Origin of the sequence: Pseudomonas sp. GM80 (assembly GCF_000282515.1) — a bacterium.
GTDB lineage: Bacteria > Pseudomonadota > Gammaproteobacteria > Pseudomonadales > Pseudomonadaceae > Aquipseudomonas.
The window spans coordinates 15,811-39,805 of record NZ_AKJD01000050.1; the positions used below are offsets into that span (position 1 = coordinate 15,811).

The following is a 23,995-nucleotide window of genomic DNA, read 5'->3' on the forward strand; positions in this document are numbered from 1 at the left end:
GAGAGCCTTTATTATGTCCGCCACCCTGTCCACCATCCTTGTCGTAGAAGACGACGACATCGTGCGCATGCTCATTGTCGATGTGTTGGAGGAACTGGAGTTCAAGGTGCTGGAGGCGGACGGCAGCGAGCAGGCGCTGGAGGTTCTCGGGGACGCGTCCCGACACATCGACCTGATGATGACCGACGTCGGCCTGCCCGGCATGGACGGCCGTGAACTGGCCACCGAAGCGCGCAAGCTGCGTCCTGCTCTGCCGATCCTGTTCGCCAGTGGTTACGCAGAAACGATTGATGTGCCGGCGGACATGCACGTCATTGGCAAGCCGTTCTCTATTGATCAGTTGCGCGACAAGGTCAAGGCTGTGCTCAAACAGGGCAACTAAGAGCCGCGCTGGCTGTGGTTTAATTGCGCCCCGTTTTTTGCCACAGCCCGCCTCAAGGAATACCCGCGCATGAATCAAGCCCCCGCCACCAAAGTCCTGGTTATTGGCTACGTCTGGCCGGAACCACGCTCTTCGGCTGCCAGCGGGCATGTCATGCAGATCCTTGAAACGTTTTTGCAGCAGGGCTGGGAGATCACGTTCAGCAGCCCCGCAGGTCCCGGCGAGCACAAGGCTGATTTGGCCGAACTGGGCATTCGCGAAGTGCCGATCGAGCTCAACAGCAGCTCTTTCGATACCTTCATTGCAGAACTGGCGCCGGATATCGTGCTGTTCGACCAGTTCATGATGGAAGAGCAGTTCGGTTGGCGCGTCGAAAAACATTGCCCCGATGCCTTGCGCGTATTGGAGACGTCCGACCTGCAAAGCCTGCGGCATGCCCGTCATCAGCGGCTCAAGGACCGCTTGAAGGCCAGCGCCGATGAAAATGACTTCAGCGAATTGTTCGCCCCGGCCCTGCGCGAAGAGTTCCAGCTGATGGCCGACACCGATCTGGCTAAACGCGAGATCGCCGCACTCTATCGCTGCGACCTCAACCTGATGATCTCCGAGGTCGAGATTGAGCTGCTGCGTGAGCAGTTCGGCCTGCCGGGCGAGTTGCTGCACTGGTGTCCGCTGATGATCGATCCACCCACGATCACACCGCGCGCATTCGACGAACGTGAACACTTCCTGAGCATCGGCAACTTCCGCCATGCACCGAACTGGGATGCCGTGCTCTGGATGAAATCCACGGTATGGCCACTGATCCGGGCAAAACTGCCCAAGGCGCAACTGCATCTTTACGGCGCTTACACCCCACCGAAAGCCACTGCCCTGCACAACCCTGCGCAAGGCTTTCATGTGATGAACTGGGCTGAAGATGCGTTGCAAGTGATGTCGGCTGCAAGGATTTGCCTGGCACCCTTGCGGTTCGGCGCCGGCATCAAGGGCAAACTGGTCGATGCCATGCTCTGCGGCACGCCGAGTGTTACCACGCCGATCGGCGCCGAAGCCATGCACGGCGATCATCCGTGGCCCGGGGCGGTGAACGTGTCGGCGCAGGCGTTGGCCGATGAAGCTGTCCGGTTATACAACGACCCAGTGCACTGGCAACAGGCGCAAACTGCGGGGTATCAATTGTTGACCGATCGCTATCAGCAATCAGTACACGGGCCGGCACTGATCAACACGTTATTGCACTGCCAAAACAACTTACAGACACTTAGAAGCAGCAACTTTACTGGCAGCATGTTGCGTCACCACATGCACAAGAGCACTCAATACATGTCGCAATGGATTGAAGCAAAGAACCAGAAACCGTAAACAACACACAACAAGCATCAAACTTGCACTTGGCCAAGTTTATGCCAGGCATTATAACAACCCTGCATTCGCCGCACCGCTCAACTTGACAATGAGTGCGGCACAACTCTTTAAACCTTGCAGGGATATATTAATGACTATCGACACTTCGAATAACCAATCGACCAGAAACTGGATGGCGGCAACACCACAAATAGAACGTTTGACGCTCAGTGAATTGACATTGCCGGGCACCCACAATGCCGGTTGTGACTGGCAGGCCTCTTACGCACTGATACCGGGCAAACACTGGCTGGCGTGCCAGCATCAATCGTTCAGAAGCCAACTGGACAACGGTTCCCGGGCCCTCGATGTGCGTTTGATTCATGATCCCAGTGCCAAAAGCGGCACCGACAGGTTTCGCTTTCACCATAACGAATATCTGTCTTCGCGCACGCTGAAAGACTTGCTCGTTGATGTCTGGGATTTTCTCAGCGTCAACCCCGATGAGTTCATTGTTCTCGACTTTAAAAATTTCAAAAGCTTAAAGGGCGCATTTGATTTCAAACTGTTCAACGCGCTGGTTGTACAGGCGCTGGAACCACGGATGATTCCCGCGGCAAACAAGCGTCTGACATTGGCAGAACTCAAACGCGTCAGTCCGCTGCAAAGGGTACTGGTGTGCGCCCCACGGCACAGCGAACTGGACGCCAAGCTGTTTCATGATGAGGTAGTAAGCAAATGGTCAGGTATTGCCACGGCTAACATTGCCCAGTTACGGGCCTTTATTACGACAGTCGTAAGCGCACCGCCCAGCAGTTGGTATAACTGGACACTGTCCGCGACGTGTTACAGCGCCACCGGTGGCCCAACTGATATACACGAGGAACTGAATGCCATGTTCGACCCGAAAAACAGCGACTGGGCACGCAAGTGCAACATCATTAATGTCGATTTCATTGAGGAATCGAAAATCGTTGATTTCTGTCGTGCAGCCAACTTGCTCAAGGCACGCTGATCCCGATTTGGATAGCCATCAAATCGCTATGTTTGTGCAGACATTTCAAACGCTGGCGATACCGCCATTCAGTTCTACGCTGTGACATGAAAGCCGTTGCTCAACGGCAAACTCGGGAGGTGGCAAGTCGTCACTCCCACTTCATGTAATCACTTCGCACCATGGACGGGTACGAAGATCACGACAAGGACTTGTCATGAACAGCACTATTTCCGGCGAACTCGATAAACAGAACTGGATGAGCAGAGTATTGGACATCGGTCGACTGAAACTGACCGATGTCATTTGGCCCGGCACGCATAACTGCGGCATGGACAAAAAGGCCGCCCACCACGATGCGTTGCGCGGCAACTGGACCACCTGCCAGAACGATTCATTTGCCTGGCAGTTGGCCCACGGCGCCAGAGCCTTCGATATTCGTCTCGGGTATTCCAATACTGCGCAATCATCATCGTTCTACTTCCATCACAACGGCTATCAATCCGGACGCACGCTTGAGGAGCTGATCAGCGCTGTTATCAGCTTCCTCGCAAACCATCCGCACGAATTCATCGTGCTCGATTTCCACGAGTTGGCCGATGGCGAAAAACCGTTTGATTACCAGCGCCTCAATGACGTGCTGATCGAACGTTTGGGCGAACATGTCATACCGTCCACGGACGCCCACCTGACCGTCGAGCAACTCAAACGTAAAAGCCCGCGCCGCCGAGTGGTGATGGCTGCGGCCGCCAAGCGCGAACTGGACGAGGATGTGTTCTGGCCGTTCATTTGGCACAAGTGGAGCGGCAAGCGTTTCGCAGACACCGATGACTTGCACTCGCACGTCAAGACAACCCTTGAACGAACTGGCTATCCGCGTGTGCTCTGGTCGCTGTCGGCGACCAGCTATTCGTTACTGGGCGGGCCGCAACACATCAAGAACCAGATCAATGACTGGTTCGACACCACACGAGACTGGGTGACCCGCTGCAGCATCATCAATACCGACTTTTTCGAGGAATCGGATATCGTCCGCCTGTGCTGGAGCGCCACCAGCATGAAGGCAGTTTACGGCGACTCGCTACTGACAAGGGGCTGAGCCATTCGATGTGGGTGGTGGAACCCGGCATGAAAGGGGCATGATTGGCGGGCGATAATAAAAAAAGCGCCCAGCCATGACTCGAACAACCCGTGTGACCGACCCTTCCTACGAGTTGATGGATGACCATAACGGGTTGTCCATCATCTATCGCCAGCATGGCTTTCCCTGCCCGCTGGTGCGCTGGCATTTTCACAAGGAATACGAACTGCACCTGATCGTCGCCAGCTCCGGCAAGGTTTTTATCGGTGACTACATCGGCAACTTCTATCCGGAGACGTTGTTTCTCACCGGCCCGAATCTGCCGCACAACTGGATCAGCCAGGTGGCGGAAGATGAAATCGTGGAAAAACGCGACATGCTGGTCAATTTCACCGATGAGCTGTTCGAGACGGGTCATCAGGTATTTGCCGAACTGAAAAGCCTGGCGCCTTTGCTTGAGCGCGCGCAGTACGGCATCGAATTCCGCTGCAAACGCACCATTCGCCAAGCGATGACCTTGATGCAACGGATCGCCGACTCCAAGGGCATTACCCGGCTTGGGCACTTTTTTATCCTGATGGAACTGCTCGCTGCCAGTGATGATTTCCAGTTGTTGTCCGGCGCCACAACGCCGCAACTGGCTGATGAGCACAACATTGATCGGACCAACCGCGCGGTCGATTACATTTTCAGCCATTACGCTCGGGACATATCGCTGGAGGAAGTCGCCGAGCATCTGGGCATGACGCCGACTTATTTCAGCCGCGTATTCAAACAGGCCACAGGGCGCAATTTCATCGAGTTCGTCAATCGCCTGCGCATCAGCAAATCCTGCGAGCTGCTGGCCGATGGCGATAAACCGGTGACAGAAGTGTGTTTCGAATCCGGCTTCAACAATATTTCCAATTTCAATCGGCGCTTTCAGCAGCTCAAGGGTATGACGCCGTCGCATTACCGCCGCCTGGCGGTGCAGCGCCTGACCGAACAAAACCACGGCTGACACCACCATTCCCTTGTAGGAGTGAGCCTGCTCGCGATGGCGCCGTGTCAGCGCCGCGGATGGTGACTGACACATCGCTATCGCGAGCAGGCTCACTCCTACAGTTCCGTGTGAAACCTGTACACATTCGATAGCCCCGCACCGCTACAAACCCCTTCCCTGCGTTTCCATCGCCAAACCCTAGTGCAAAAAAGTATCGATAAAAGTGCTAGGGATGATTTGTCAGCCCTGCAATTGAAGGCTGTAATCAGTGCACATTCTTCCTGCACAGGAAGACACAAAAACAATAACTGTCCTTCTGCCCCGCCGGGTGCAGAAAAGGAGTGCACGATGCAACCCACTGCAAAAGCTCTGCTTGCCCTCACCTGCATGACCCTCAGCAGCGTCAGCCTTGGCGCCCAGACCCTGACCATCGCCACCGTCAACAACAGCGACATGATCCGCATGCAAAAGCTCTCGAAAACCTTCGAGACCGAGCATCCGGACATCAAGCTCAATTGGGTGGTACTGGAAGAAAACGTCCTGCGCCAGCGTCTGACCACCGACATTGCCACCCAGGGCGGCCAGTTCGATGTATTGACCATCGGCATGTACGAAGCAGCACTGTGGGGCGCTAAAGGTTGGCTGGAACCGATGAAAGATCTGCCGGCCAGTTACGCCCTCGACGATGTGTTCCCGTCGGTGCGTGAAGGCCTGTCGGTCAAAGGCTCGCTGTACGCCCTGCCGTTCTACGCAGAAAGCTCGATCACTTACTACCGCACCGATCTGTTCAAGGACGCCGGGCTGAGCATGCCGGAACGCCCAACCTGGGAAGAAATTGCCGGGTTCGCCGAAAAACTCACCAACAAGGATAAAGAACAGTACGGCATTTGCTTGCGTGGCAAGGCTGGCTGGGGCGAGAACATGGCGCTGATCAGCACCGTTGCCAATGCCTACGGCGCGCGCTGGTTCGATGAAAAATGGCAACCGGAATTCAACGGCCCCGAGTGGAAGAACGCGCTGAACTTCTACGTCGACACCATGAAGAAATCCGGCCCACCGGGGGCATCGAGCAACGGCTTCAACGAAAACCTCGCCCTGTTCAACAGCGGCAAGTGCGCGATCTGGGTCGACGCCAGCGTCGCCGGTTCGTTCGTCACCGACAAAACCCAGAGCAAAGTCGCTGATCACGTCGGCTTCACGTTTGCTCCGCACCAAGTCACCGACAAAGGTTCGGCCTGGCTGTATTCATGGGCACTGGCGATTCCGACCAGCTCCAAGGCCAAGGACGCTGCGAAAGAATTCAGCGCCTGGGCCACTTCCAAAGAGTACGGCGAACTGGTCGCCAAGACCGACGGCATCGCCAACGTCCCGCCAGGCACCCGCGCCTCGACCTACAGCGATGCGTACATGAGCGCCGCACCGTTTGCCAAGGTCACGCTGGAATCGCTGAAGGTTGCTGACCCAAGCAAACCGACGCTGAAACCGGTGCCGTACATCGGCATTCAACTGGTGACCATTCCTGAGTTCCAGGCGGTGGGCACCCAGGTCGGCAAGCTGTTCTCGGCGGCGCTGATCGGCCAGACCACGGTGGATCAAGCCTTGGCCGCCGCCCAGCAGACCACCGAACGCGAGATGAAGCGCGCCGGTTATCCAAAGTAACCGCTTCTAAACCTGTGGGAGCTGGCTTGCCAGCGATGACGGCGGCACATTCAACTTCGATGTCGGCTGCTCCATCGCCATCGCGGGCAAGCCCGCTCCCACAGGGTTCGCGTCGATGTCAGGAATGCTGTCTTGCCTGAACATGTATCTGCACCCAATCGGTTGTGATCGCCATGAATACTTCTACTGCCAAAGCCCACATCGACTTGTCTCAGCCGCAGCGCAAGGTCCGCGTACGCAATCCCGGCTGGTTTCTGGTCAGCCCTTCGGTGGCCCTGTTGCTGCTGTGGATGATCGTGCCGCTGGGCATGACCATTTACTTCTCGCTGATCCGCTACAACCTGCTCTACCCCGGTGAAAACGAATTCGTCGGGCTTGAGAACTTCACGTACTTCCTGACGGATTCGGGTTTCACGCCCGGCGCGACCAACACCTTGTTGCTGGTCGGCAGCGTGCTGCTGATCAGCGTGGTGCTCGGCGTGCTCATCAGCGCGCTGCTCGAAGCGAGCGAATTCCTCGGTCGCGGCATCGTGCGGGTCATGCTGATTTCGCCGTTCTTCATCATGCCCACGGTCGGTGCCCTGATCTGGAAGAACCTGATCTTCCATCCGGTCTCGGGGATCCTCGCCTACATATGGAAACTGTTCGGCGCGCAACCGGTGGACTGGCTCGCCCACTACCCGTTGCTGTCGATCATCATCATTGTCTCGTGGCAATGGCTGCCCTTCGCGATCCTGATTCTGATGACCGCCATGCAGTCGCTGGACCAGGAACAGAAAGAGGCCGCGCGCCTCGACGGTGCTGGGCCGATCGCGATCTTCTGGCACCTGACCCTGCCGCATCTGGCACGACCGATTGCCGTGGTAGTGATGATCGAAACGATCTTCCTGCTGTCGGTGTTCGCCGAGATTTTCACCACCACCAACGGCGGCCCCGGCTATGCCTCGACCAACCTCGCTTACCTCATTTACAACCAGGCGCTGGTGCAGTTCGACGTCGGCATGGCCTCGGCGGGCGGCTTGATTGCCGTGGTCATCGCCAACATCGCCGCGATCATTCTGGTGCGGATGATCGGCAAAAACCTGACTGACAAAGCCTGAGGCCTGCCATGACTCTCCAACAATCCCGCCGGCTGCAAAGCCTGCTGCTCGGCACCCTGGCCTGGGCCATCGCGATCGTGATTTTCTTCCCGATCTTCTGGATGGTGATGACCAGTTTCAAAACCGAAATCGACGCGTTCGCCACGCCGCCGCAGTTCATCTTCACGCCGACGCTTGAGAACTACCTGCACATCAACGAGCGCAGCGACTACTTCAGTTTCGCCTGGAACTCGGTGGTGATTTCCTTCAGCGCCACCGCGTTGTGCCTGCTGATCGCGGTGCCGGCGGCTTACTCGATGGCGTTCTATGAAACCCAGCGCACCAAAGGCACGCTGCTGTGGATGCTCTCGACCAAGATGCTGCCGCCGGTGGGCGTGCTGATGCCGATCTACCTGCTGGCCAAGAGCTTCGGTCTGCTCGACACACGCATCGCGCTGATCGTGATTTACACGCTGATCAACCTGCCGATCGTGGTCTGGATGATTTACACCTACTTCAAGGACATCCCCAAAGACATCCTCGAAGCCGCCCGCCTCGACGGCGCCACGTTGTGGCAGGAAATGGTTCGCGTGCTGCTGCCGATCGCCAAGGGCGGCCTCGCCTCGACCGTGCTGCTGTCGCTGATTCTGTGCTGGAACGAGGCGTTCTGGTCGCTGAACCTGACCTCCTCGAAAGCCGCGCCACTGACCGCGTTGATCGCCTCGTATTCGAGCCCCGAAGGGTTGTTCTGGGCCAAGTTGTCGGCGGTGTCGACCCTGGCCTGCGCGCCGATCCTGATCTTCGGCTGGATCAGCCAGAAACAACTGGTGCGTGGCCTGTCCTTCGGCGCCGTGAAATGAACATTGCCAAGCAAAAGATACCGCCCCTGTAGGAGCTGCCGCAGGCTGCGATCTTTTGATCTTAAAAAAACAACAACGCGGAGGCCCATCATCATGGCCAACCTGAAAATCAAGAATCTGCAAAAAGGCTTCGAAGGCTTCTCCATCATCAAAGGCATCGACCTGGAAGTGAACGACAAGGAATTCGTGGTCTTCGTCGGCCCGTCCGGCTGCGGCAAGTCCACCCTGCTGCGACTGATCGCCGGCCTTGAAGAAGTCAGCGGCGGCACCATCGAACTCGATGGCCGCGACATCACCGAAGTCAGCCCGGCCAAGCGTGACCTGGCGATGGTGTTCCAGACTTACGCGCTGTACCCGCACATGACCGTGAAAAAGAACATGTCGTTTGCCCTCGACCTGGCCGGCGTACCGAAAGCCGAAGTCGAGAAAAAAGTCGGCGAAGCCGCGCGCATTCTTGAACTCGGCCCAATGCTTGAACGCAAACCGAAACAGCTCTCCGGTGGCCAGCGCCAGCGTGTGGCGATCGGCCGCGCCATTGTGCGCAATCCGAAAATCTTCCTGTTCGACGAACCGCTGTCCAACCTCGACGCGGCGCTGCGCGTGCAGATGCGTCTGGAACTGCTGCGCCTGCACAAAGACCTGCAAGCGACGATGATTTACGTGACCCACGATCAGGTCGAAGCGATGACCATGGCCGACAAAGTCGTGGTGCTCAATGGCGGCAAGATCGAACAGGTCGGCTCGCCGCTGGATCTGTATCACCAACCGGCCAATCTGTTCGTCGCCGGATTTCTCGGCACGCCGAAAATGGGCTTCCTCAAAGGCAAGATTGCCCGCGTCGATGCCCAGAGCTGCGAAGTCTCGCTGGACGCCGGCACGCGCGTCACCCTGCCCTTCAACGCCGCCAATCTCAGTGTCGGCAGCGCCGTGACCCTTGGCATTCGCCCCGAGCATCTGGAACTGGCGCAAGCCGGCGACTGCACCCTGCAAGTCACCGCCGATGTCAGTGAGCGCCTCGGCAGCGACACCTTTTGCCACGTCATCACCACTGCCGGCGAAGCGCTGACCATGCGCGTGCGCGGTGATCTGGCCAGCCGGTACGGCGAGCAACTGAGCCTGCATCTGGACGCAGCCCACTGCCATTTATTCGATGCCGATGGCGTAGCGCTGACACGCCCGCTGCGTGCTGCGGCCTGATTTTCGAGAGACTTGCCCAATGAAACTCAATCAACAGAATCTCCACGGCCTGGCGAGCGAAGTAAAGCTGCCGGCTTACCGCCTCGGCGACACTCGTCAGGGCATCGCGCACATCGGCGTCGGCGGTTTTCACCGCGCGCATCAGGCGTATTACACCGATGCGCTGATGAACACCGGCGAAGCGCTGGACTGGGCGATCTGCGGCGTTGGCCTGCGCGCAGAAGATCGCCGCGCCCGCGACGATCTCAAGGAACAGGACTACCTGTTCACCCTGTTCGAACTGGGTGACAGCGACGACACCGAAGTGCGCGTGATCGGCGCGATTCGCGACATGTTGCTGGCCGAAGACGGTGCTCAGGCACTGATCGACAAACTCGCCGACCCGCAGATCCGCATTGTCTCGCTGACCATCACCGAGGGCGGTTACTGCATCGATGACAGCAACGGCGAATTCATGGCGCACCTGCCGCAGATTCAGCATGACCTCGCCCACCCTGACGCGCCGAAAACCGTGTTCGGCTTTTTGTGTGCCGCCCTGGAAAAACGCCGCGCGGCGGGCATCCAGGCCTTTACCGTGATGTCTTGCGATAACTTGCCGCACAACGGCGCGGTGACCCGCAAGGCGTTGCTGGCATTTGCCACGCTGCGCAATAGCAATCTGTGCAGCTGGATCGACGCCAACGTCAGTTTCCCCAACGCCATGGTCGACCGCATCACGCCGATGACCAGCACCGCACATCGCCTGCAACTGGCCGACAAACACGGGGTCGACGATGCCTGGCCGGTGGTCTGCGAGCCGTTTGTGCAATGGGTGCTGGAGGATAAATTCGTCAACGGCCGGCCGGCCTGGGAAAAGGTTGGCGTGCAGTTCACCGACGACGTCTCTCCGTACGAGGAGATGAAAATCAAACTGCTCAACGGCAGTCATCTGGCACTGACGTATCTGGGCTTTTTGAAGGGTTACCGGTTTGTTCACGAGACCATGAACGACCCGCTGTTTGTACGGTATATGCGTGCCTACATGGACCTGGACGTGACCCCGCAACTGGCGCCGGTGCCGGGCATTGATTTGACCGAGTACAAGGACACGTTGGTCGCGCGTTTTTCCAATCAGGCGATTGCCGACCAGCTGGAGCGGGTGTGTTCGGATGGCTCGTCGAAGTTTCCCAAGTTCACCATTCCGACGATCAACCGGTTGATTGCCGATGGCCAGGAAACCAAGCGTGCGGCGCTGGTGGTCGCGGCATGGGCGTTGTATTTGAAGGGAGTGGATGAGAACGGTGATACCTATTCGATTCCTGATCCACGGGCGACGTTTTGCCAGGCGCTGGTGGCGGATGATGCGTTGATCACTGAGCGGTTGTTGGCGGTTGAGGAGATATTCGGCACAGCGATCCCGCGTTCGACGGCGTTTGTGGCGGCGTTTGAGTGGTGCTGCAACAGCTTGCGCGAAGAGGGTGTGACGCGAACGCTGGAAAAAATACTGGCAGCCTGATCGTTCCCACGCTCTGCGTGGGAATGCAGCCCGGGACGCACCGCGTCCCCATTCAACAGCGGACGCAGAGCGTCCATTGAGGCATTCCCACGCAGAGCGTGGGAACGAGCGACTTGTGGAGTCCTCATGACAACCCGACAACTTTTCCTCGGCATCGACTGCGGCACCCAAGGCACCAAGGCGATCATCCTTAACGCCGGCAGCGGGCAAGTCCTCGGCCAGGGCGCTGCTGCACACACGATGATCAGCGGCGCCAATGGTCGTCGCGAGCAGGACACCCGGCAATGGCTCGACGCCTTCACCCTCTCCACTCGCCGCGCATTACTCGCCGCCAACGTCGACGGCGAGGAGATCCTCGGCGTCGGCGTTTCCGGCCAGCAACACGGCCTGGTATTGCTCGACGATCAGGGTGAAGTGCTGCGCCCGGCGAAACTCTGGTGCGACACCGAATCCACGGCAGAAAACGATCGCCTGCTCAAACATCTCGGCGGCGAAAAAGGTTCACTGGAGCGCTTGGGCGTGGTCATCGCGCCGGGCTATACCGTGTCCAAACTGTTGTGGACCAAAGAACAGCACCCCGCCGTTTTCTCGCGCATCGCTCGAATCCTGCTCCCCCACGACTACCTGAATTTCTGGCTGACCGGCCGTGCCTGCAGCGAATACGGTGACGCCTCCGGCTCCGGCTACTTCAACGTGCGCAGCCGTCAGTGGGACTTGCAATTGCTGCGCGACATCGACGCCAGCGGGCGCCTGCAAGCGGCATTGCCTGAGCTGATCGATGCACATGAAGCCGTGGGCAAAATTCTGCCGGCGATTGCCGAACACCTCGGCATCAACCCTGAAGCGCTGGTCTCCAGCGGCGGCGGCGACAATATGATGGGCGCCATTGGCACCGGCAATATCCAGCCTGGCGCGATCACCATGAGCCTCGGATCTTCAGGCACCGTTTACGCCTACTCCGACGTACCGAAAGTCAGCCCGGACGCCGCAGTCGCGACGTTCTGTTCGTCCAGCGGTGGCTGGTTGCCGCTGATCTGCACGATGAACCTGACCAACGCCACCGGTGCGATTCGCGAACTGTTCAACCTCGATCTGCAGCAGTTCAACGACCTCGTCGCACAATCCCCGATCGGCGCCGACGGCGTGAGCCTGCTGCCATTCTTCAACGGCGAACGGGTTCCCGCCCTGCCCCACGCCACCGGCAGCCTGCATGGCCTGACCCTGAACAATCTTACCCAGGCCAATCTGTGCCGCGCCGCTGTCGAAGGCACCACCTTCGGTTTGCGCTACGGGCTGGATTTACTGCGCCAGAATGGTTTACAAAGCCGCAGCATTTGCCTGATTGGCGGCGGTTCGAAAAGTGCGGTGTGGCGGCAGATCGTCGCCGACATCATGAACACCCCGGTCATCTGCACCGAGCAAAGTGAGGCCGCAGCCTTAGGCGCGGCGATTCAGGCCGCGTGGTGCAAATCCTGGTCGAACGGTCACGAAGACACGCTGGCGGATCTGTGCCAGCGTTGCGTGACACTCGACCTGAGCAGTGAAACCCTGCCGATTGCCGCCAATGTCGCGGCGTTCCAGCAGGCTTATGAACGCTATCAACAGCATGTCGCAACCCTATAAAGAGCAAACAACTATGTACCTGGTGTGTGGCGAAGCCCTGTTTGATTTCTTCAGTGAAGACGATGCCAGCGGTCTGGCCTCGAAAGTGAATTTCAAGGCGATTGCCGGCGGTTCGCCGTTCAACGTCGCCGTTGGCCTGCGCCGGCTGGGCGTGGATTCAGCGCTGTTCGGTGGACTGTCGACGGACTACCTCGGCCGCCGTTTGCAGCAGGTGCTGCAGGAGGAAGGCGTACGGCCTGACTACCTTGTGGATTTCGCCGCGCCGACCACGCTCGCGATGGTCGCGGTGGGTGCCAACGGCTCGCCGCATTACAGTTTCCGTGGCGAAGGTTGCGCCGATCGGCAGTTGAGCATGGCGCATTTGCCCACCCTCGGCCCCGAAGTGCGTGGCTTGCATATCGGTTCGTTTTCACTGGTGGTGCAACCGATCGGCGACACGTTGTTGGCCCTGGTTCAACGCGAAAGCGGCAAACGCCTGATCAGCCTCGACCCGAACGTGCGCCTCAACCCGCAACCGAATATCGACCTGTGGCGCGAACGCATTGCCACGCTGGTGCAGCTGGCAGACCTGATCAAAGTCAGTGACGAAGACTTGAGCCTGCTCTACCCCGAGGCCGATCCGCAGCGCGTGATCGAGGGCTGGCTGGAGCATCGCTGCCAGATCGTTTTCCTGACCCGTGGCGCTGAAGGCGCAACGGTGTTCAGCCGCACTCACGGTTCCTGGTCGGTACCGGCCTGCTCAGTGACGATTGCCGATACCGTCGGCGCCGGCGATACCTTCCAGGCCGCGCTGATCACCTGGCTGACCGAGCAGGGTCTGGATTCGGTGCAAGGCGTGCAGCAACTGGCTCGCGAACAGATCGAGACAATGCTCAAGTTCGCCGTGCAAGCCGCTGCGCTGACCTGCAGCAAGACCGGTCCGGATTTGCCCTATCGTCACCAATTGTCCTGAGCGCGTAGAATGTCGGCCTTTTTGCGCACGACGGGATAACGGCTTTTGAACTGCAGGCAGACGCTTGGACTTTTGACACTGGCAACGCTATTGACCGGTTGCGGTACTTCGCCGCCGCGCTCGCCGGAAAACCTCTGCGACATTTTCCGGGAAAAAAGCGATTGGTACGACGCCGCACAGGTCACGCAAAAACGCTGGGGGGTGCCGATTCAGGTGCCCTTCGCGATCATGTATCAAGAGTCCGGCTATCGCTACGACGCCAAGACCCCACGTAAATACTTGCTCTGGGTGATTCCATGGGGCCGGGTGACCACGGCTTCGGGCTACGCTCAGGCCAAGGACGAAGTCTGGTCCGACTACCAGAAAAGCACCGGCCGACATGGTGCCGACCGTGAAGACTTCGATGACGCCATCGACTTTGTCGGCTGGTACATGGACAAGACCACCACCATCAATGGCGTCTACAAATACGACGCGTACAACCAGTACCTCAACTACCACGAGGGCTGGGGCGGTTATCGCAACAAGACTTATGCGAGCAAAGCCTGGCTGATGCCAACGGCGCGCAAAGTGCAGAATCGCTCGGACCTGTACGCCCAGCAATATGCCGGCTGCAAGGACGACCTGAACCGAGGGTTCTGGAGCCGCTTCTGGCATTGGCTGTAAGCCATACAGCCGCGGTCCATTCAGGGACGCCATCGCGGGCAAGCCCGCTCCCTCAGGGATTTCTGCGGTACACAGAATCTGCGTTCACTGAAGATCCTTGTGGGAGCTGGCTTGCCAGCGATGGCAGTCGAGCAGACGCTGAAATGACTGACCTTACAACACCGAAAAGTTGTAGCTGACGATCAACCGCGTCTCATCGACATCCCGGGCGAACTTCTCGTAGTTGGTCCGATACGTCGCATTGCGCAGACGCAAACTGACGTCCTTGAACGTGCCGGCCTGAATCACGTATTTCAACTCGCTGTCACGTTCCCACTCTTTGCCTTCCTGATCGCTGCCCAACACCTTGATGTGGTCACCGTTGACGTAACGGGTCAGGAAGCTCAAACCGTTAATGCCAATAGCCTTGAAGTCATAGTCGTAACGCAACTGCCAGGAACGTTCCTGCGCCGCGGCGAAGTCGTTGACCTGCACATAGTTGACCAGATACGGATTGCTGCCATCGAGGTACGGCATCGAGTTGTCGCCGTTCATGCGCTGCCAACCGGCGCTGAAGGTATGCCCGCTGTGCGCGTAGGACAGCATGCCGCTCAATGCACGGTTATCGATGGACCCCGCCTTGGCATCGCCGCTGTCGGCACTCTTCAGCACACGCAGATCCGCTTTCAGCACACCGCCAGCCAGCGCTTGATTGCCCAACAGGCCAACGAAGTGCTGACGATAAATATCTTCCAGTTCGGCGTAGTGATACTGCGCGGTCAGGCGATCATTGATCTTGTAATCGAAACCGTACATGTCGAAATGATCGGCGGTGGTGTTGCACGCGTAGCGCTTGTTCTTGCAATGCACGCGGATGTCTTGCGAATCGGTGGAGTCCCGCGCGGTGTACTTGTCCAGGCGCGCGGCCATGAAGGTCAGGTCTTTCAGCTCTTTCGAGGTGAGCATGGCGCCGTTGAACATCGTCGGCAGCAAACGACCGTCGTTGTACTTCAGCAACGGCAGGTCCGGCAGCAGCGCGCCGTATTTCAATACGGTGTCCGAGACCTTGACCTTGGCGGTCAACCCCATTTTTGCGTACTGGCCTTTCGAGCCGCGCGGATCGCTGCCGCTGGAGGGCAGCAAACCGCTGTTGCTGCGGTCCGGGCTGGAATCGAGTTGAAAACCGAGCATGCCCAATGCATCGAGACCAAAACCGACCGTGCCTTCGGTGTAGCCCGATTGCAGGTTGAGAATAAAACCCTGAGCCGACTCTTCACGCTTGGACGCGCCTTGGTCGTTCGAGGTGTGCCCATCACGGAAATCGCGGTTGAAATACACCGTGCGCGATTCGATTTTCGCCGTGGTGTCTTCGAGAAAACCGCTGGCCTGAACCTGCGCGGCAAAACCGGCGCACAGCACAACAGCTCCGAAGCCAAACGACTGGCGCGGGGTGATGAGGGGAAATGGGGGACGCATGAAAAACTCCAACATTGCAGCGTTTGCGCAAAGGCGCAATAAGCCAGAAAAATAGCTCCCGTCCCGGGTCGAGGATGAGCCGGGAAGAAGTGAACACGCAGGGGTGAGCGGCAATGATGGCAGATGGCTTTGACGGGCCACAGGCGACTTTAGTCTGAAACTGACTGACGATTCTTTAGCGGGTGGTCGAATAATTCCACGTCGCCATCACTCACAACGACCTTGAATCGCCCGATTTCATTGGGTGAAAACCCTCACCTAAGGGTTTTCCCTATGACCTTGAGGGACCACGCATACGGCATTTGCGCCTTGAACGAGGCGGTTTAATCCTCCATCATCCGTCCCCTGCTTATTCAATGGACGGAATTCAAGGCATGCTGGACGCCAACGCAACCCACATCACCCTCACGCTTGAAGGCGCCAACGCCGACCTGCAAGTCCTCAGCTTCACCGGTCGCGAAGCCCTCAACGAACCGTTCCGTTTCGACCTCGAACTGGTCAGCGCGCGCCCCGACCTGAAACTCGAAGAACTGCTGCACAAACCCGGGTTCCTGACCTTCGGCGCCACCGGCGAAGGCAAGATCCACGGTTTGGTGTATCGCATCGAGCAAGGCGATTCCGGCAAGACCCTGACCCGTTACAGCATCAGCCTGGTGCCGCAACTGGCCTATCTGCAGCACAACCACGATCAGCAGATTTTCCAGCAGCTCACCGTGCCGAAGATCATTGCCCAGGTTCTGGAAGATCGCGGCATTCTGGCCGACGCCTACAGCTTCCAGCTCAGTGCCGAATACCCGGAACGCGAATACTGCGTGCAATACGACGAATCCGACCTGCACTTCATCCAGCGCCTGTGTGAAGAGGAAGGTATCCACTTCCACTTCCAGCACAGCAGCAGCGGCCACAAACTGGTGTTCGGCGACGACCAGACGGTGTTCCGCAAACTCAAAGCCGTGAGTTACCAGCAAGACTCCGGCATGAGCGCCGACAAACCGGTGGTCAAGCGCTTCAACCTGCGCCTGGAAACCCGCACCAGCCGCGTCAGCCGCCGCGACTACGATTTCGAAAAACCGAAGCTGCTGCCCGAAGGCGCGGCCAAATCCGAGTTCTCCCCGGACCTGGAGGACTACGACTACCCCGGCCGCTTCACCACCCGCGAGCGCGGCAAGTTCCTCTCGACCCGTGCGCTGGAACGCCATCGCAGCGACTACAAACTCGCCGAAGGCAAAGGTGACGAGCCGACGTTCACCAGCGGCCATTTCCTCACGCTGGCCGAACATCCGCGCGCTGAATGGAATGAGCTGTGGTTGCTGCTGGAAGTCTTTCACGAAGGTAAACAGCCGCAAGTGCTCGGCGAAAACGTCACCAGCGACGTCACCGACAACAAAAGTGATTTCCATCAGGGCTACCGCAACAGCTTCCTCGCCACGCCGTGGGACGCGCACTACCGCCCGGCCCTTGAGCATCCAAAACCAAAAGTGCTCGGTAGCCAGACCGCCGTCGTCACTGGCCCGTCCGGCGAAGAAATCCACTGCGATCAGTACGGCCGCATCAAAGTGCAATTCCACTGGGACCGCGACGGCCAGGCCGACGACAAGACCACCTGCTGGATGCGCGTCGCCAGCGGTTGGGCCGGCAGTGCCTACGGCGGCATCGCCATCCCGCGCATCGGCATGGAAGTCCTCGTTACCTTCCTTGAAGGCGATCCCGATCAACCGCTGGTCACCGGCTGCCTGTACCACAAGGAAAACGTCGTCCCCTACGACCTGCCGGCGAACAAGACCCGCAGCACCTTCAAGACCCTCAGTTCACCGGGCGGCAAGGGCTACAACGAGTTTCGCATCGAAGACAAGAAAGGCATCGAGCAGATCTACATCCACGCCCAGCGCGATTGGGACGAGAACATCGAGCACGACCAGAAAATCCGCGTCGGCAACGAACGCCATGACACCGTCGAAGCCAACACCCTGAGCGAATTCAAGGTTGAAGAACACCGGATTACGCACCTGGATCGCATCAGTGAAATGCGCGCTGACGACCACCTCACCGTGGGCGTGACCCAGCATGTGAAAGTCGGGACTGCGCAATTCGTTGAAGCCGGGACCGAGATTCACTACCACGCGGGTGACAAGGTTGTGGTCGAGGGCGGCATGGAGCTTACGGCCAAGGCTGGCGGCAGTTTTGTCAAAGTCGATGCCGGTGGCGTGACCATCAGCGGCGCCGAGGTCAAGGTCAACTCGGGCGGCGGCCCGGGCGCCGGCACAGGCATTGCCATCCTGCCACCGGTCATCCCCTTGGCCGCGGCAACAGACAAGGCCGGTGCCCTGCTCGTCCCCGCCGTTGCGCAAATCCTGCCGGCCAAAGCGCGCTAACCGATCTGCGAAGCCCGTCGCAAAAGCGGGCTGGGAGCCACAGCTTGGGCCAGGCCCTCGACCGCTGGCAGAGCGAATGGTTTACCCGTCAGAGGGGAGTCGTGGCTGACTCCCCAGGCCTTTTGCATACCGCAAGACAAGCGTTCACCCATCAGTGGTAAACGCCTCCCGAGGAAATAAAAAATGCGCACATTCGCGCGCTCATCCAGGATGAAATCATTACTGTGGCTGACGTTCCCTTTGATCGGTGCCTGCAGCTCGGCTGACAGCATGACCGGCGACTACGGGGCCGACACTTTCACCTTGATTGCGAATTCACCTGCCAACTTCGAACTGACGTTCAAATCGCAGTATTCGCCGGAGTCCGGCCAGAACTGCGACGTTTATGTGCCAGGCCTGGGCAGCACACAACCAAGACGGCATCAAAAAACCGATAGCGTTGATGTAAAAGACAGGGCGCAAACGACCCGTTTCAAAATCCCTTTGAGCTATCACATCGCTGGATGCACCCTGGCGTTAACGCGGGTAGCCGTGGCCATCGACGGCCGTTATGGCCCATCTTCCCTGGATATCGGTGGGGATGTCGGCGGAATATCTGTCAGAGGGGGAACAGCGTCGGGTGGTGTGACCCCTTCTGCGCCTGGAACCGCTGAGTTCAGAGGCCTGTGCACCTGGATGTTCCAGCTCAGCGTTGCAAGAATCGAAGATGACGGCATTTCAAAAATATTATCGTGCAGTGCGGCGGATTCAAATTGGAACGTGCCCGCCGACTATTACGAACGCGGTAAACCGGGCGGAGCCGTTCAACGCTCAACGCTTAAAAACAGCGAGATCAGTTTTACTTACCGCCTATCAGAAGATGAAGTACCGAGCATGGACAATCGGTGGATTAAAACCACCCAGGGATGGAAACCGTGTCAAGGCAGCGCAACCTCCGAAAGATGCCAGAAACCGCCGGTGTTCAAAAAATTCAAAATCAACGGACGCGAGTGCTCCGTTTATCCAAACTGCACCGAGTAACGCCTGTCTGGCGAAACACAACCGCATAAGCTTCTCGCCTATCAAACACGGACGTCGGATTCAGCACCATGGAATTGCAGTTCAGCATCACCCCAGAACACACGCGGATGCGGATCGGCGCACTGCTTGAGCAGGAGCTGCTCAAGGATGATCAGCTGCAGGCGCGGCTGTTGGGTCATATGCAGCGGTTGCAAGACCGCTTGCTCGCGCCGCTGCTGTTTTTCCTGGGGCTAGCCAGTGGCTTGCTGGCGATCTATTTCCCCGCGCGCGTGCTCAGCGCACAGACTTTAATCGCCATGGTGCTGTTCGCCGTGGTTTTTACGGGGAGCTGGTGGTTTTACTCCGATCGCCTGTTAACCCCTTTGCGCAAACGCATCGCTGACAACCGTGCGAAGCCGCGTGCGCCTTTTCGTCGTGCGAGTCAGCGCCTGATCGAAATGAAGTTACGCACGCAGCTCAAGGCGTCTGAGGGAAATTATCGCCTGCAACTCGACGAACAGGGTTTCACCCTGATCAATACCAAAGGCAAGAGCGCCAAAGCCAGCCTGGCCTGGGCGCAGATCGTGCGACTCAAAGTCACGCCCGACTTTTACTCCGTTGCCTGCGCCAAACTGGACAGCAAGGGCAAGGCCTATCACATCCCCAGGCACAGCGATGCGATGGACGCGGAGCTTTATCAGCAAGGTCTGACGCTGTTTTTGAGCCGGGTGCCAGTTTCGGTTCAGTCATGAACAGCCCGCTCGAAACACACTCGAGAATGTCCCCGTGAGAAAAATCCTCCTGGGCTTGTTGGTCACCATCCTGAGCTCTCACGCCCTGGCCACTGAACCTCGGTTTACGACTCAGCTCAGTTGTCAGTTGGGTGACAGCCTAAGCGTGATTTCGCTGCTTCGCGGGCATCCCCTTTCGGGTACTGATGTGTACCGGGTGCGCCTGCCAGATGCAGCGGGTTTCCTGTACGAAGACGCGGATGCTTCTCGAGGGAGTAACGTGCAGTCGCGATGTGTGCCACTGAAAGAGGGTTCGCGTGTGCTGCTGGTCTCGGGTGAATTCACCTCGAATTACCTGCAAGGGGTGCTGTTCTATCTGGATGTTGTCGATCACAAGATCGGGCGAATCGAATTCGCTGAAAGAAACCGTCCGGGATGGATCTGGCTGACGGAGCAAGGACCTCAAGTGATTTTTGCGAACGTGGGTCATGAGAGTTCGCACAAATACCTGATCTATGGCCCCAATGACCGCTATCAGGAAACGGATGAGTTCCCCGTTCATTCACACGTGAAGAATGAAACGCTGGTGACTTTAAAACTCTAACGACTCTCGCTCGATACAAATGAAGGTTTTACAAAGAATCGGCCCTACTCCTCAAAAAAACTCCCATTCCCTGACAGCCGGCGTTCAGCCGGGTTAACCATCGCTTAACGCCGTGGTCGAAAACTCTACTGAACCGCACGCCCTCGACCGTTTTGGCCGACGCCCAGTGCGGCAGGTTCGGCCCGCGTCACGCCGAACTTCTTTCCGTTGCTCGGGAGTCCTTTGATGAACATTCGTCCCTTCCTGCTCACCGCCGCCCTCGCCTGCACAGCCTTCGCCGGGCTGGCCCAGGCCAATGACACGTCCGCCACCTCGAAAGCCGTGCCTTATCAGTACGGCATGCCGCTGCACGTCGCGAAAGTGGTGTCGTTGACCGAGCCACCCACAATGGATTGCAAGGTGATTACCGCAGACATGAAATACATCGACAACAACGGTAAGCCTGAGGAAATCAGCTATCGGAAATTGTCTGACGCGTGCAGTTATCAAAACTGACGGAAAGCTCTGATTTGCGGGTTTGCGGTAGGCTTGGCGTGCTCCGGAGGTTATGCTCGGGGTCCTCCTCACTGCCGCAAAGGACTCGCCATGCAGTTGTCGTTTCGCACGTTGTCTGGGATCACTGCTTCGTTGTGTTGTGTGCTCGCGCTGGTCTGGGGCTTTTTCCCCGAACTGTTGTTGGCGATCTGGAGCATTGAATATTCCGACGGAGCCGGGTTTGTCGCGCGGCGCAGCGCCATGTTGTTCGCGGCGCTGGGGGTGATGTTTTTCCTGGTACGCAATGCGCCGCCGTCATCGACACGAAGTGCGCTGAGCAACGGTTTTATGGTCGGCTGTTTTGGTTTGGCAGTGCTCGGTTTCGGAGAATGGCTGAACGGCCACGCCGGCCCCGGGATTTTGCTCGCGGTGCTGGTCGAGTTCGCGCTGGGCCTCGGTTTCGTGCAGGCCCGGCGCGTGACGGTCGAACTGAGTGAAACGGTGCGTTAAACGGCTCTGGAGCGTGGGCTGTAGTGGTGTGGCGTAGCTTGTTCCTTCAAGTCCGAGCGCAGCCCTGCGATCAGTTCATTGATTTCACGACAGCCATTGAGGTGGCTGGCGTCGATGCCACTGACCAACAAATCGACCTGATCGGTCTGATGATCGCCAAACACTTTGACGGTCATCGACAAGTCGGGCGACAAGGTGCACTGGCAGCGTTTTGGCAGAAAACTGCTTTCAATGATGTTACGAAGTTCCAAGGCAGACAGAAACATGGCGAACCCTCTCCTTACTGTGCGATTGCCAATCAAGTATTCACGCTGACCTTTTGCTGCTCCTGCACGGGTGTGTCCCCGCTGTTTCCCTGGTGCGGCAAACGGTGGTACTGCGAAATGCCCATTGGAGTGTAGGCGCCCAAACCCGGTGCGCCGCACTGAAAAGACGCATAAAACGTGCCTTTCATCGGCTCATTTTGACCCTCGAAAAATCAATGACTTGGCGCGATGGCCAGCGTTTTGCCAGTTGCAAAATGCCGGAATGGCTGGAGGGTACGTTGCATTTTGCAATCTGTTGCCGGTTTGCATTCGCTGCCTGTGACAGTAAGAATGCCTGTCAATCACCCTACACCCGCCAGGAGGCTTCCATGGGTTCTTTACGCATTTACGCGACCACCGGGCTCGTTATCGCAAATCTGTCCACGTTCGCCCACGCCGCCAAACTTGAAGACGTGGCCCCGTACCCGAAAGCCGAAGCCGGCTTCACCCGCCAGGTCATACACTTACCCAAACAGGCGCAGGAAGAAAACTTCCGGGTCGAGATCCTCGCGGGTAAAACCCTCGAAGTGGATTGCAACCGCCAGAAACTGGACGGGATTCTCGATGAAAAGAGCCTGCAAGGCTGGGGTTACCCGTTTTATCGCCTTGAGAATGTCATCGGTCCGACGAGCACGATGATGGCCTGCCCTCCCGGCTCGAAGAAAAAACGCGCGTTCGTACCGGTTGTCGGTGATGGCTTCATGCTGCGCTACAACAGCAAACTGCCGGTCGTGGTCTATGCCCCATCCAATGTCGAAGTGCGCTACCGCATCTGGTCGGCCTCGGACAAAACCGGAACAGCCCTTCAGGAATAATCAGAACAAGGAGCGCCGCTGTTGATTACCTGCCACGTCAGATATGTCATTGATCCTTACCAGTTGACCGAATTCGAGGCTTACGCCAAGGCCTGGCTCGGAATTGTCGAGCGCCTGGGCGGCAGCCATCACGGCTATTTTCTGCCATCGGAAGGCGCCAGCAACATCGCTTACTGCCTGTTCAGCTTTCCCTCGCTGGCCGATTACGAAAGCTATCGGCATATCGCCATGACCGACCCGGAGAGCACGGCGCTGGTGGCGACGCTGGTCGAGAAGAAGTTCATTGTCAGCTACGAGCGCACATTCCTGCGCCCGTTGCTGGCCTGACCGACATCACGCCGGGACGCTGCACGCCGCCGCGCGCTCGGCGACATGCCGCAAACTGTCGAAATTGATGTTCGCACCGGAATCGATGGCGACGAAGGTTTGCTCGCGGACTCCCGTGCGCGCCACGAACTGCTTGATCCCGGCCACGGCCAAGGCACCGGAAGGCTCGGTGATCGAGCGGGTGTCGTCGTAGATGTTCTTTATCGCTGCGCACAGTTCATCGTTGCTGACGGTGATGACTTCGTCGACACAAAACCGGCAAACCTCAAAGCCGAACTCACCGATCTGCGCCACCGCCACACCATCGGCGAAAGTGCCGACATTGGGCAGGACGACCCGTTCTCCTGCGTGCAGGGCGGCTTGCAGGCATGCAGAGTGTTCGGATTCGACGCCGATGATCCGCACGTCCGGGCGCAGGTATTTGATATAGGCCGCGATGCCCGCGATCAACCCGCCACCGCCGACCGGAATAAAGATCGCGTCCAGTGCGCCCTGGTGCTGGCGGAGGATTTCCATGGCGACGGTGCCTTGCCCGGCGATCACGTGCGGATCATCGAACGGTGAAACAAAGGTGCGCCCGGTCTGCTCGGCAAGTTGCAGTGCATGAGCCAGTGCAAACGGAAAACTCTCACCGTGCAGCAGCGCTTCGGCGCCACGACTTCGCACGCCAAGCACTTTCAGTTCCGGCGTCGACTTCGGCATGACGATAGTCGCGGCAATTCCGAGCTCGCGCGCCGCCAGCGCCACGCCTTGCGCGTGATTGCCGGCAGACGCGGTGATCACCCCGCGCGCTTTCTGCGCATCGCTCAATTGCACCAGTTTGTTGTAGGCGCCACGGATTTTGAAAGAGAACGTCGGCTGCAGATCTTCGCGCTTGAGCAGGATGCGGTTGCCCAACGCTTCGGACAGCGCCGGCGCAGCCTGCAACGGCGTACGCACGGCCAGGTCATAAACGGGCGCGGCAAGAATCTTCTTCACGTATTGCTCAAGCAGGGCTTGCTGATCGTCGGTATACGTCATCTTCATCTCCTTGATAACCCCCTGTAGGAGCTGCCGCAGGCTGCGATCTTTTGATCTTGATCTTTAAAA

The 23,995-nt window shown here is 58.2% G+C and carries 23 protein-coding genes and 1 pseudogene; 21 read left to right on the forward strand and 3 right to left on the reverse strand.

Translation table 11 applies throughout. The features are described 5' to 3' along the window. Positions 1-13 precede the first annotated feature (13 nt). The 13 genes from PMI37_RS07200 to PMI37_RS07260 all read left to right on the forward strand — a co-directional run bounded on the left by PMI37_RS07200 (position 14) and on the right by PMI37_RS07260 (position 14,314). Positions 14-382, forward strand: a complete 369-nt coding sequence (locus tag PMI37_RS07200) for a response regulator (protein WP_008079505.1) — start codon at positions 14-16, stop codon at positions 380-382. Between the two features lie 69 nt (positions 383-451). Then, complete coding sequence (locus PMI37_RS07205; protein ID WP_008079506.1) at positions 452-1,744, forward strand: glycosyltransferase; 1,293 nt, start codon at positions 452-454, stop codon at positions 1,742-1,744. A 133-nt stretch (positions 1,745-1,877) separates the two neighbouring features. After that, positions 1,878-2,741 (forward strand): hypothetical protein, encoded by an 864-nt coding sequence (locus PMI37_RS07210; RefSeq protein WP_008079507.1) that lies wholly within the window; start codon positions 1,878-1,880, stop codon positions 2,739-2,741. Between the two features lie 196 nt (positions 2,742-2,937). Further along, positions 2,938-3,819 (forward strand): hypothetical protein, encoded by an 882-nt coding sequence (locus PMI37_RS07215; protein WP_008079508.1) that lies wholly within the window; start codon positions 2,938-2,940, stop codon positions 3,817-3,819. Between the two features lie 76 nt (positions 3,820-3,895). After that, positions 3,896-4,801, forward strand: coding sequence for an AraC family transcriptional regulator (locus PMI37_RS07220; RefSeq protein ID WP_008079509.1), 906 nt, complete (start codon positions 3,896-3,898; stop codon positions 4,799-4,801). A 330-nt stretch (positions 4,802-5,131) separates the two neighbouring features. Beyond that, positions 5,132-6,442 (forward strand): ABC transporter substrate-binding protein, encoded by a 1,311-nt coding sequence (locus PMI37_RS07225; protein WP_008079510.1) that lies wholly within the window; start codon positions 5,132-5,134, stop codon positions 6,440-6,442. Positions 6,443-6,615: 173 nt separating this feature from the next. After that, on the forward strand, positions 6,616-7,542 hold the full coding sequence (locus PMI37_RS07230; RefSeq protein WP_008079511.1) for a carbohydrate ABC transporter permease: 927 nt from the start codon (positions 6,616-6,618) through the stop codon (positions 7,540-7,542). Between the two features lie 8 nt (positions 7,543-7,550). Then, positions 7,551-8,381, forward strand: coding sequence for a carbohydrate ABC transporter permease (locus PMI37_RS07235; RefSeq protein WP_003225143.1), 831 nt, complete (start codon positions 7,551-7,553; stop codon positions 8,379-8,381). Between the two features lie 93 nt (positions 8,382-8,474). Beyond that, positions 8,475-9,578: an ABC transporter ATP-binding protein gene (locus PMI37_RS07240; protein ID WP_008079512.1), complete on the forward strand. Its 1,104-nt coding sequence runs from the start codon at positions 8,475-8,477 to the stop codon at positions 9,576-9,578. A gap of 19 nt (positions 9,579-9,597) precedes the next feature. Beyond that, on the forward strand, positions 9,598-11,073 hold the full coding sequence (locus PMI37_RS07245; RefSeq protein WP_008079522.1) for a mannitol dehydrogenase family protein: 1,476 nt from the start codon (positions 9,598-9,600) through the stop codon (positions 11,071-11,073). Between the two features lie 126 nt (positions 11,074-11,199). Next, entirely contained in the window at positions 11,200-12,696 is a 1,497-nt protein-coding gene (gene xylB, locus PMI37_RS07250) for a xylulokinase (protein ID WP_008079524.1), read from the forward strand. A gap of 13 nt (positions 12,697-12,709) precedes the next feature. Further along, positions 12,710-13,648, forward strand: coding sequence for a carbohydrate kinase family protein (locus PMI37_RS07255; RefSeq protein ID WP_008079526.1), 939 nt, complete (start codon positions 12,710-12,712; stop codon positions 13,646-13,648). 45 nt (positions 13,649-13,693) lie between these two features. Further along, positions 13,694-14,314, forward strand: a complete 621-nt coding sequence (locus PMI37_RS07260) for a transglycosylase SLT domain-containing protein (RefSeq protein WP_008079528.1) — start codon at positions 13,694-13,696, stop codon at positions 14,312-14,314. A 153-nt stretch (positions 14,315-14,467) separates the two neighbouring features. On the opposite strand, the gene PMI37_RS07265 is transcribed toward PMI37_RS07260, so the two are convergent. Next, complete coding sequence (locus PMI37_RS07265; protein ID WP_008079529.1) at positions 14,468-15,769, reverse strand: OprD family porin; 1,302 nt, start codon at positions 15,767-15,769, stop codon at positions 14,468-14,470. Positions 15,770-16,143: 374 nt separating this feature from the next. Between PMI37_RS07265 and PMI37_RS07270 the strand changes: the two genes are divergently transcribed. The 6 genes from PMI37_RS07270 to PMI37_RS07295 all read left to right on the forward strand — a co-directional run bounded on the left by PMI37_RS07270 (position 16,144) and on the right by PMI37_RS07295 (position 21,459). Continuing rightward, on the forward strand, positions 16,144-18,141 hold the full coding sequence (locus PMI37_RS07270; protein ID WP_008079530.1) for a type VI secretion system Vgr family protein: 1,998 nt from the start codon (positions 16,144-16,146) through the stop codon (positions 18,139-18,141). A 183-nt stretch (positions 18,142-18,324) separates the two neighbouring features. Further along, positions 18,325-19,161, forward strand: a complete 837-nt coding sequence (locus PMI37_RS07275; protein WP_008079531.1) for a hypothetical protein — start codon at positions 18,325-18,327, stop codon at positions 19,159-19,161. A 68-nt stretch (positions 19,162-19,229) separates the two neighbouring features. After that, complete coding sequence (locus PMI37_RS07280; protein WP_008079532.1) at positions 19,230-19,892, forward strand: YcxB family protein; 663 nt, start codon at positions 19,230-19,232, stop codon at positions 19,890-19,892. 34 nt (positions 19,893-19,926) lie between these two features. Next, entirely contained in the window at positions 19,927-20,475 is a 549-nt protein-coding gene (locus tag PMI37_RS31820; protein ID WP_008079533.1) for a hypothetical protein, read from the forward strand. Between the two features lie 225 nt (positions 20,476-20,700). Beyond that, positions 20,701-20,970: a DUF2790 domain-containing protein gene (locus PMI37_RS07290; RefSeq protein WP_008079534.1), complete on the forward strand. Its 270-nt coding sequence runs from the start codon at positions 20,701-20,703 to the stop codon at positions 20,968-20,970. Between the two features lie 90 nt (positions 20,971-21,060). Continuing rightward, a complete protein-coding gene (locus tag PMI37_RS07295) occupies positions 21,061-21,459 on the forward strand; it encodes a hypothetical protein (RefSeq protein ID WP_008079537.1) in 399 nt (132 codons plus the stop codon). Here the strand turns inward: PMI37_RS07295 and PMI37_RS07300 are convergent. Further along, positions 21,456-21,725, reverse strand: coding sequence for a DUF1652 domain-containing protein (locus tag PMI37_RS07300; RefSeq protein ID WP_008079538.1), 270 nt, complete (start codon positions 21,723-21,725; stop codon positions 21,456-21,458). The genes PMI37_RS07295 and PMI37_RS07300 overlap by 4 nt on opposite strands. Positions 21,726-22,093: 368 nt before the next feature. Between PMI37_RS07300 and eco the strand changes: the two genes are divergently transcribed. Next, complete coding sequence (eco, locus tag PMI37_RS07305; protein WP_008079540.1) at positions 22,094-22,579, forward strand: serine protease inhibitor ecotin; 486 nt, start codon at positions 22,094-22,096, stop codon at positions 22,577-22,579. A gap of 21 nt (positions 22,580-22,600) precedes the next feature. Further along, on the forward strand, positions 22,601-22,906 hold the full coding sequence (locus PMI37_RS07310; RefSeq protein WP_008079542.1) for an NIPSNAP family protein: 306 nt from the start codon (positions 22,601-22,603) through the stop codon (positions 22,904-22,906). A 30-nt stretch (positions 22,907-22,936) separates the two neighbouring features. Here the strand turns inward: PMI37_RS07310 and ilvA are convergent. Beyond that, positions 22,937-23,932 (reverse strand): annotated as a pseudogene (gene ilvA / locus PMI37_RS07315) (threonine ammonia-lyase, biosynthetic); the annotation flags it as partial. Positions 23,933-23,995: the final 63 nt, after the last annotated feature.

What these genes read in the sequence shown, in the direction of transcription:
- PMI37_RS07200 (WP_008079505.1), top strand. Translation starts at nt 14, where the DNA reads ATGTCCGCCACCCTGTCCACCATCCTTGTCGTAGAAGACGACGACATC.
- PMI37_RS07205 (WP_008079506.1), top strand. Translation starts at nt 452, where the DNA reads ATGAATCAAGCCCCCGCCACCAAAGTCCTGGTTATTGGCTACGTCTGG.
- PMI37_RS07210 (WP_008079507.1), top strand. Translation starts at nt 1,878, where the DNA reads ATGACTATCGACACTTCGAATAACCAATCGACCAGAAACTGGATGGCG.
- PMI37_RS07215 (WP_008079508.1), top strand. Translation starts at nt 2,938, where the DNA reads ATGAACAGCACTATTTCCGGCGAACTCGATAAACAGAACTGGATGAGC.
- PMI37_RS07220 (WP_008079509.1), top strand. Translation starts at nt 3,896, where the DNA reads ATGACTCGAACAACCCGTGTGACCGACCCTTCCTACGAGTTGATGGAT.
- PMI37_RS07225 (WP_008079510.1), top strand. Translation starts at nt 5,132, where the DNA reads ATGCAACCCACTGCAAAAGCTCTGCTTGCCCTCACCTGCATGACCCTC.
- PMI37_RS07230 (WP_008079511.1), top strand. Translation starts at nt 6,616, where the DNA reads ATGAATACTTCTACTGCCAAAGCCCACATCGACTTGTCTCAGCCGCAG.
- PMI37_RS07235 (WP_003225143.1), top strand. Translation starts at nt 7,551, where the DNA reads ATGACTCTCCAACAATCCCGCCGGCTGCAAAGCCTGCTGCTCGGCACC.
- PMI37_RS07240 (WP_008079512.1), top strand. Translation starts at nt 8,475, where the DNA reads ATGGCCAACCTGAAAATCAAGAATCTGCAAAAAGGCTTCGAAGGCTTC.
- PMI37_RS07245 (WP_008079522.1), top strand. Translation starts at nt 9,598, where the DNA reads ATGAAACTCAATCAACAGAATCTCCACGGCCTGGCGAGCGAAGTAAAG.
- xylB (WP_008079524.1), top strand. Translation starts at nt 11,200, where the DNA reads ATGACAACCCGACAACTTTTCCTCGGCATCGACTGCGGCACCCAAGGC.
- PMI37_RS07255 (WP_008079526.1), top strand. Translation starts at nt 12,710, where the DNA reads ATGTACCTGGTGTGTGGCGAAGCCCTGTTTGATTTCTTCAGTGAAGAC.
- PMI37_RS07265 (WP_008079529.1), bottom strand. Translation starts at nt 15,769, where the DNA reads ATGCGTCCCCCATTTCCCCTCATCACCCCGCGCCAGTCGTTTGGCTTC.
- PMI37_RS07270 (WP_008079530.1), top strand. Translation starts at nt 16,144, where the DNA reads ATGCTGGACGCCAACGCAACCCACATCACCCTCACGCTTGAAGGCGCC.
- PMI37_RS07275 (WP_008079531.1), top strand. Translation starts at nt 18,325, where the DNA reads ATGCGCACATTCGCGCGCTCATCCAGGATGAAATCATTACTGTGGCTG.
- PMI37_RS07280 (WP_008079532.1), top strand. Translation starts at nt 19,230, where the DNA reads ATGGAATTGCAGTTCAGCATCACCCCAGAACACACGCGGATGCGGATC.
- PMI37_RS07290 (WP_008079534.1), top strand. Translation starts at nt 20,701, where the DNA reads ATGAACATTCGTCCCTTCCTGCTCACCGCCGCCCTCGCCTGCACAGCC.
- PMI37_RS07295 (WP_008079537.1), top strand. Translation starts at nt 21,061, where the DNA reads ATGCAGTTGTCGTTTCGCACGTTGTCTGGGATCACTGCTTCGTTGTGT.
- PMI37_RS07300 (WP_008079538.1), bottom strand. Translation starts at nt 21,725, where the DNA reads ATGTTTCTGTCTGCCTTGGAACTTCGTAACATCATTGAAAGCAGTTTT.
- eco (WP_008079540.1), top strand. Translation starts at nt 22,094, where the DNA reads ATGGGTTCTTTACGCATTTACGCGACCACCGGGCTCGTTATCGCAAAT.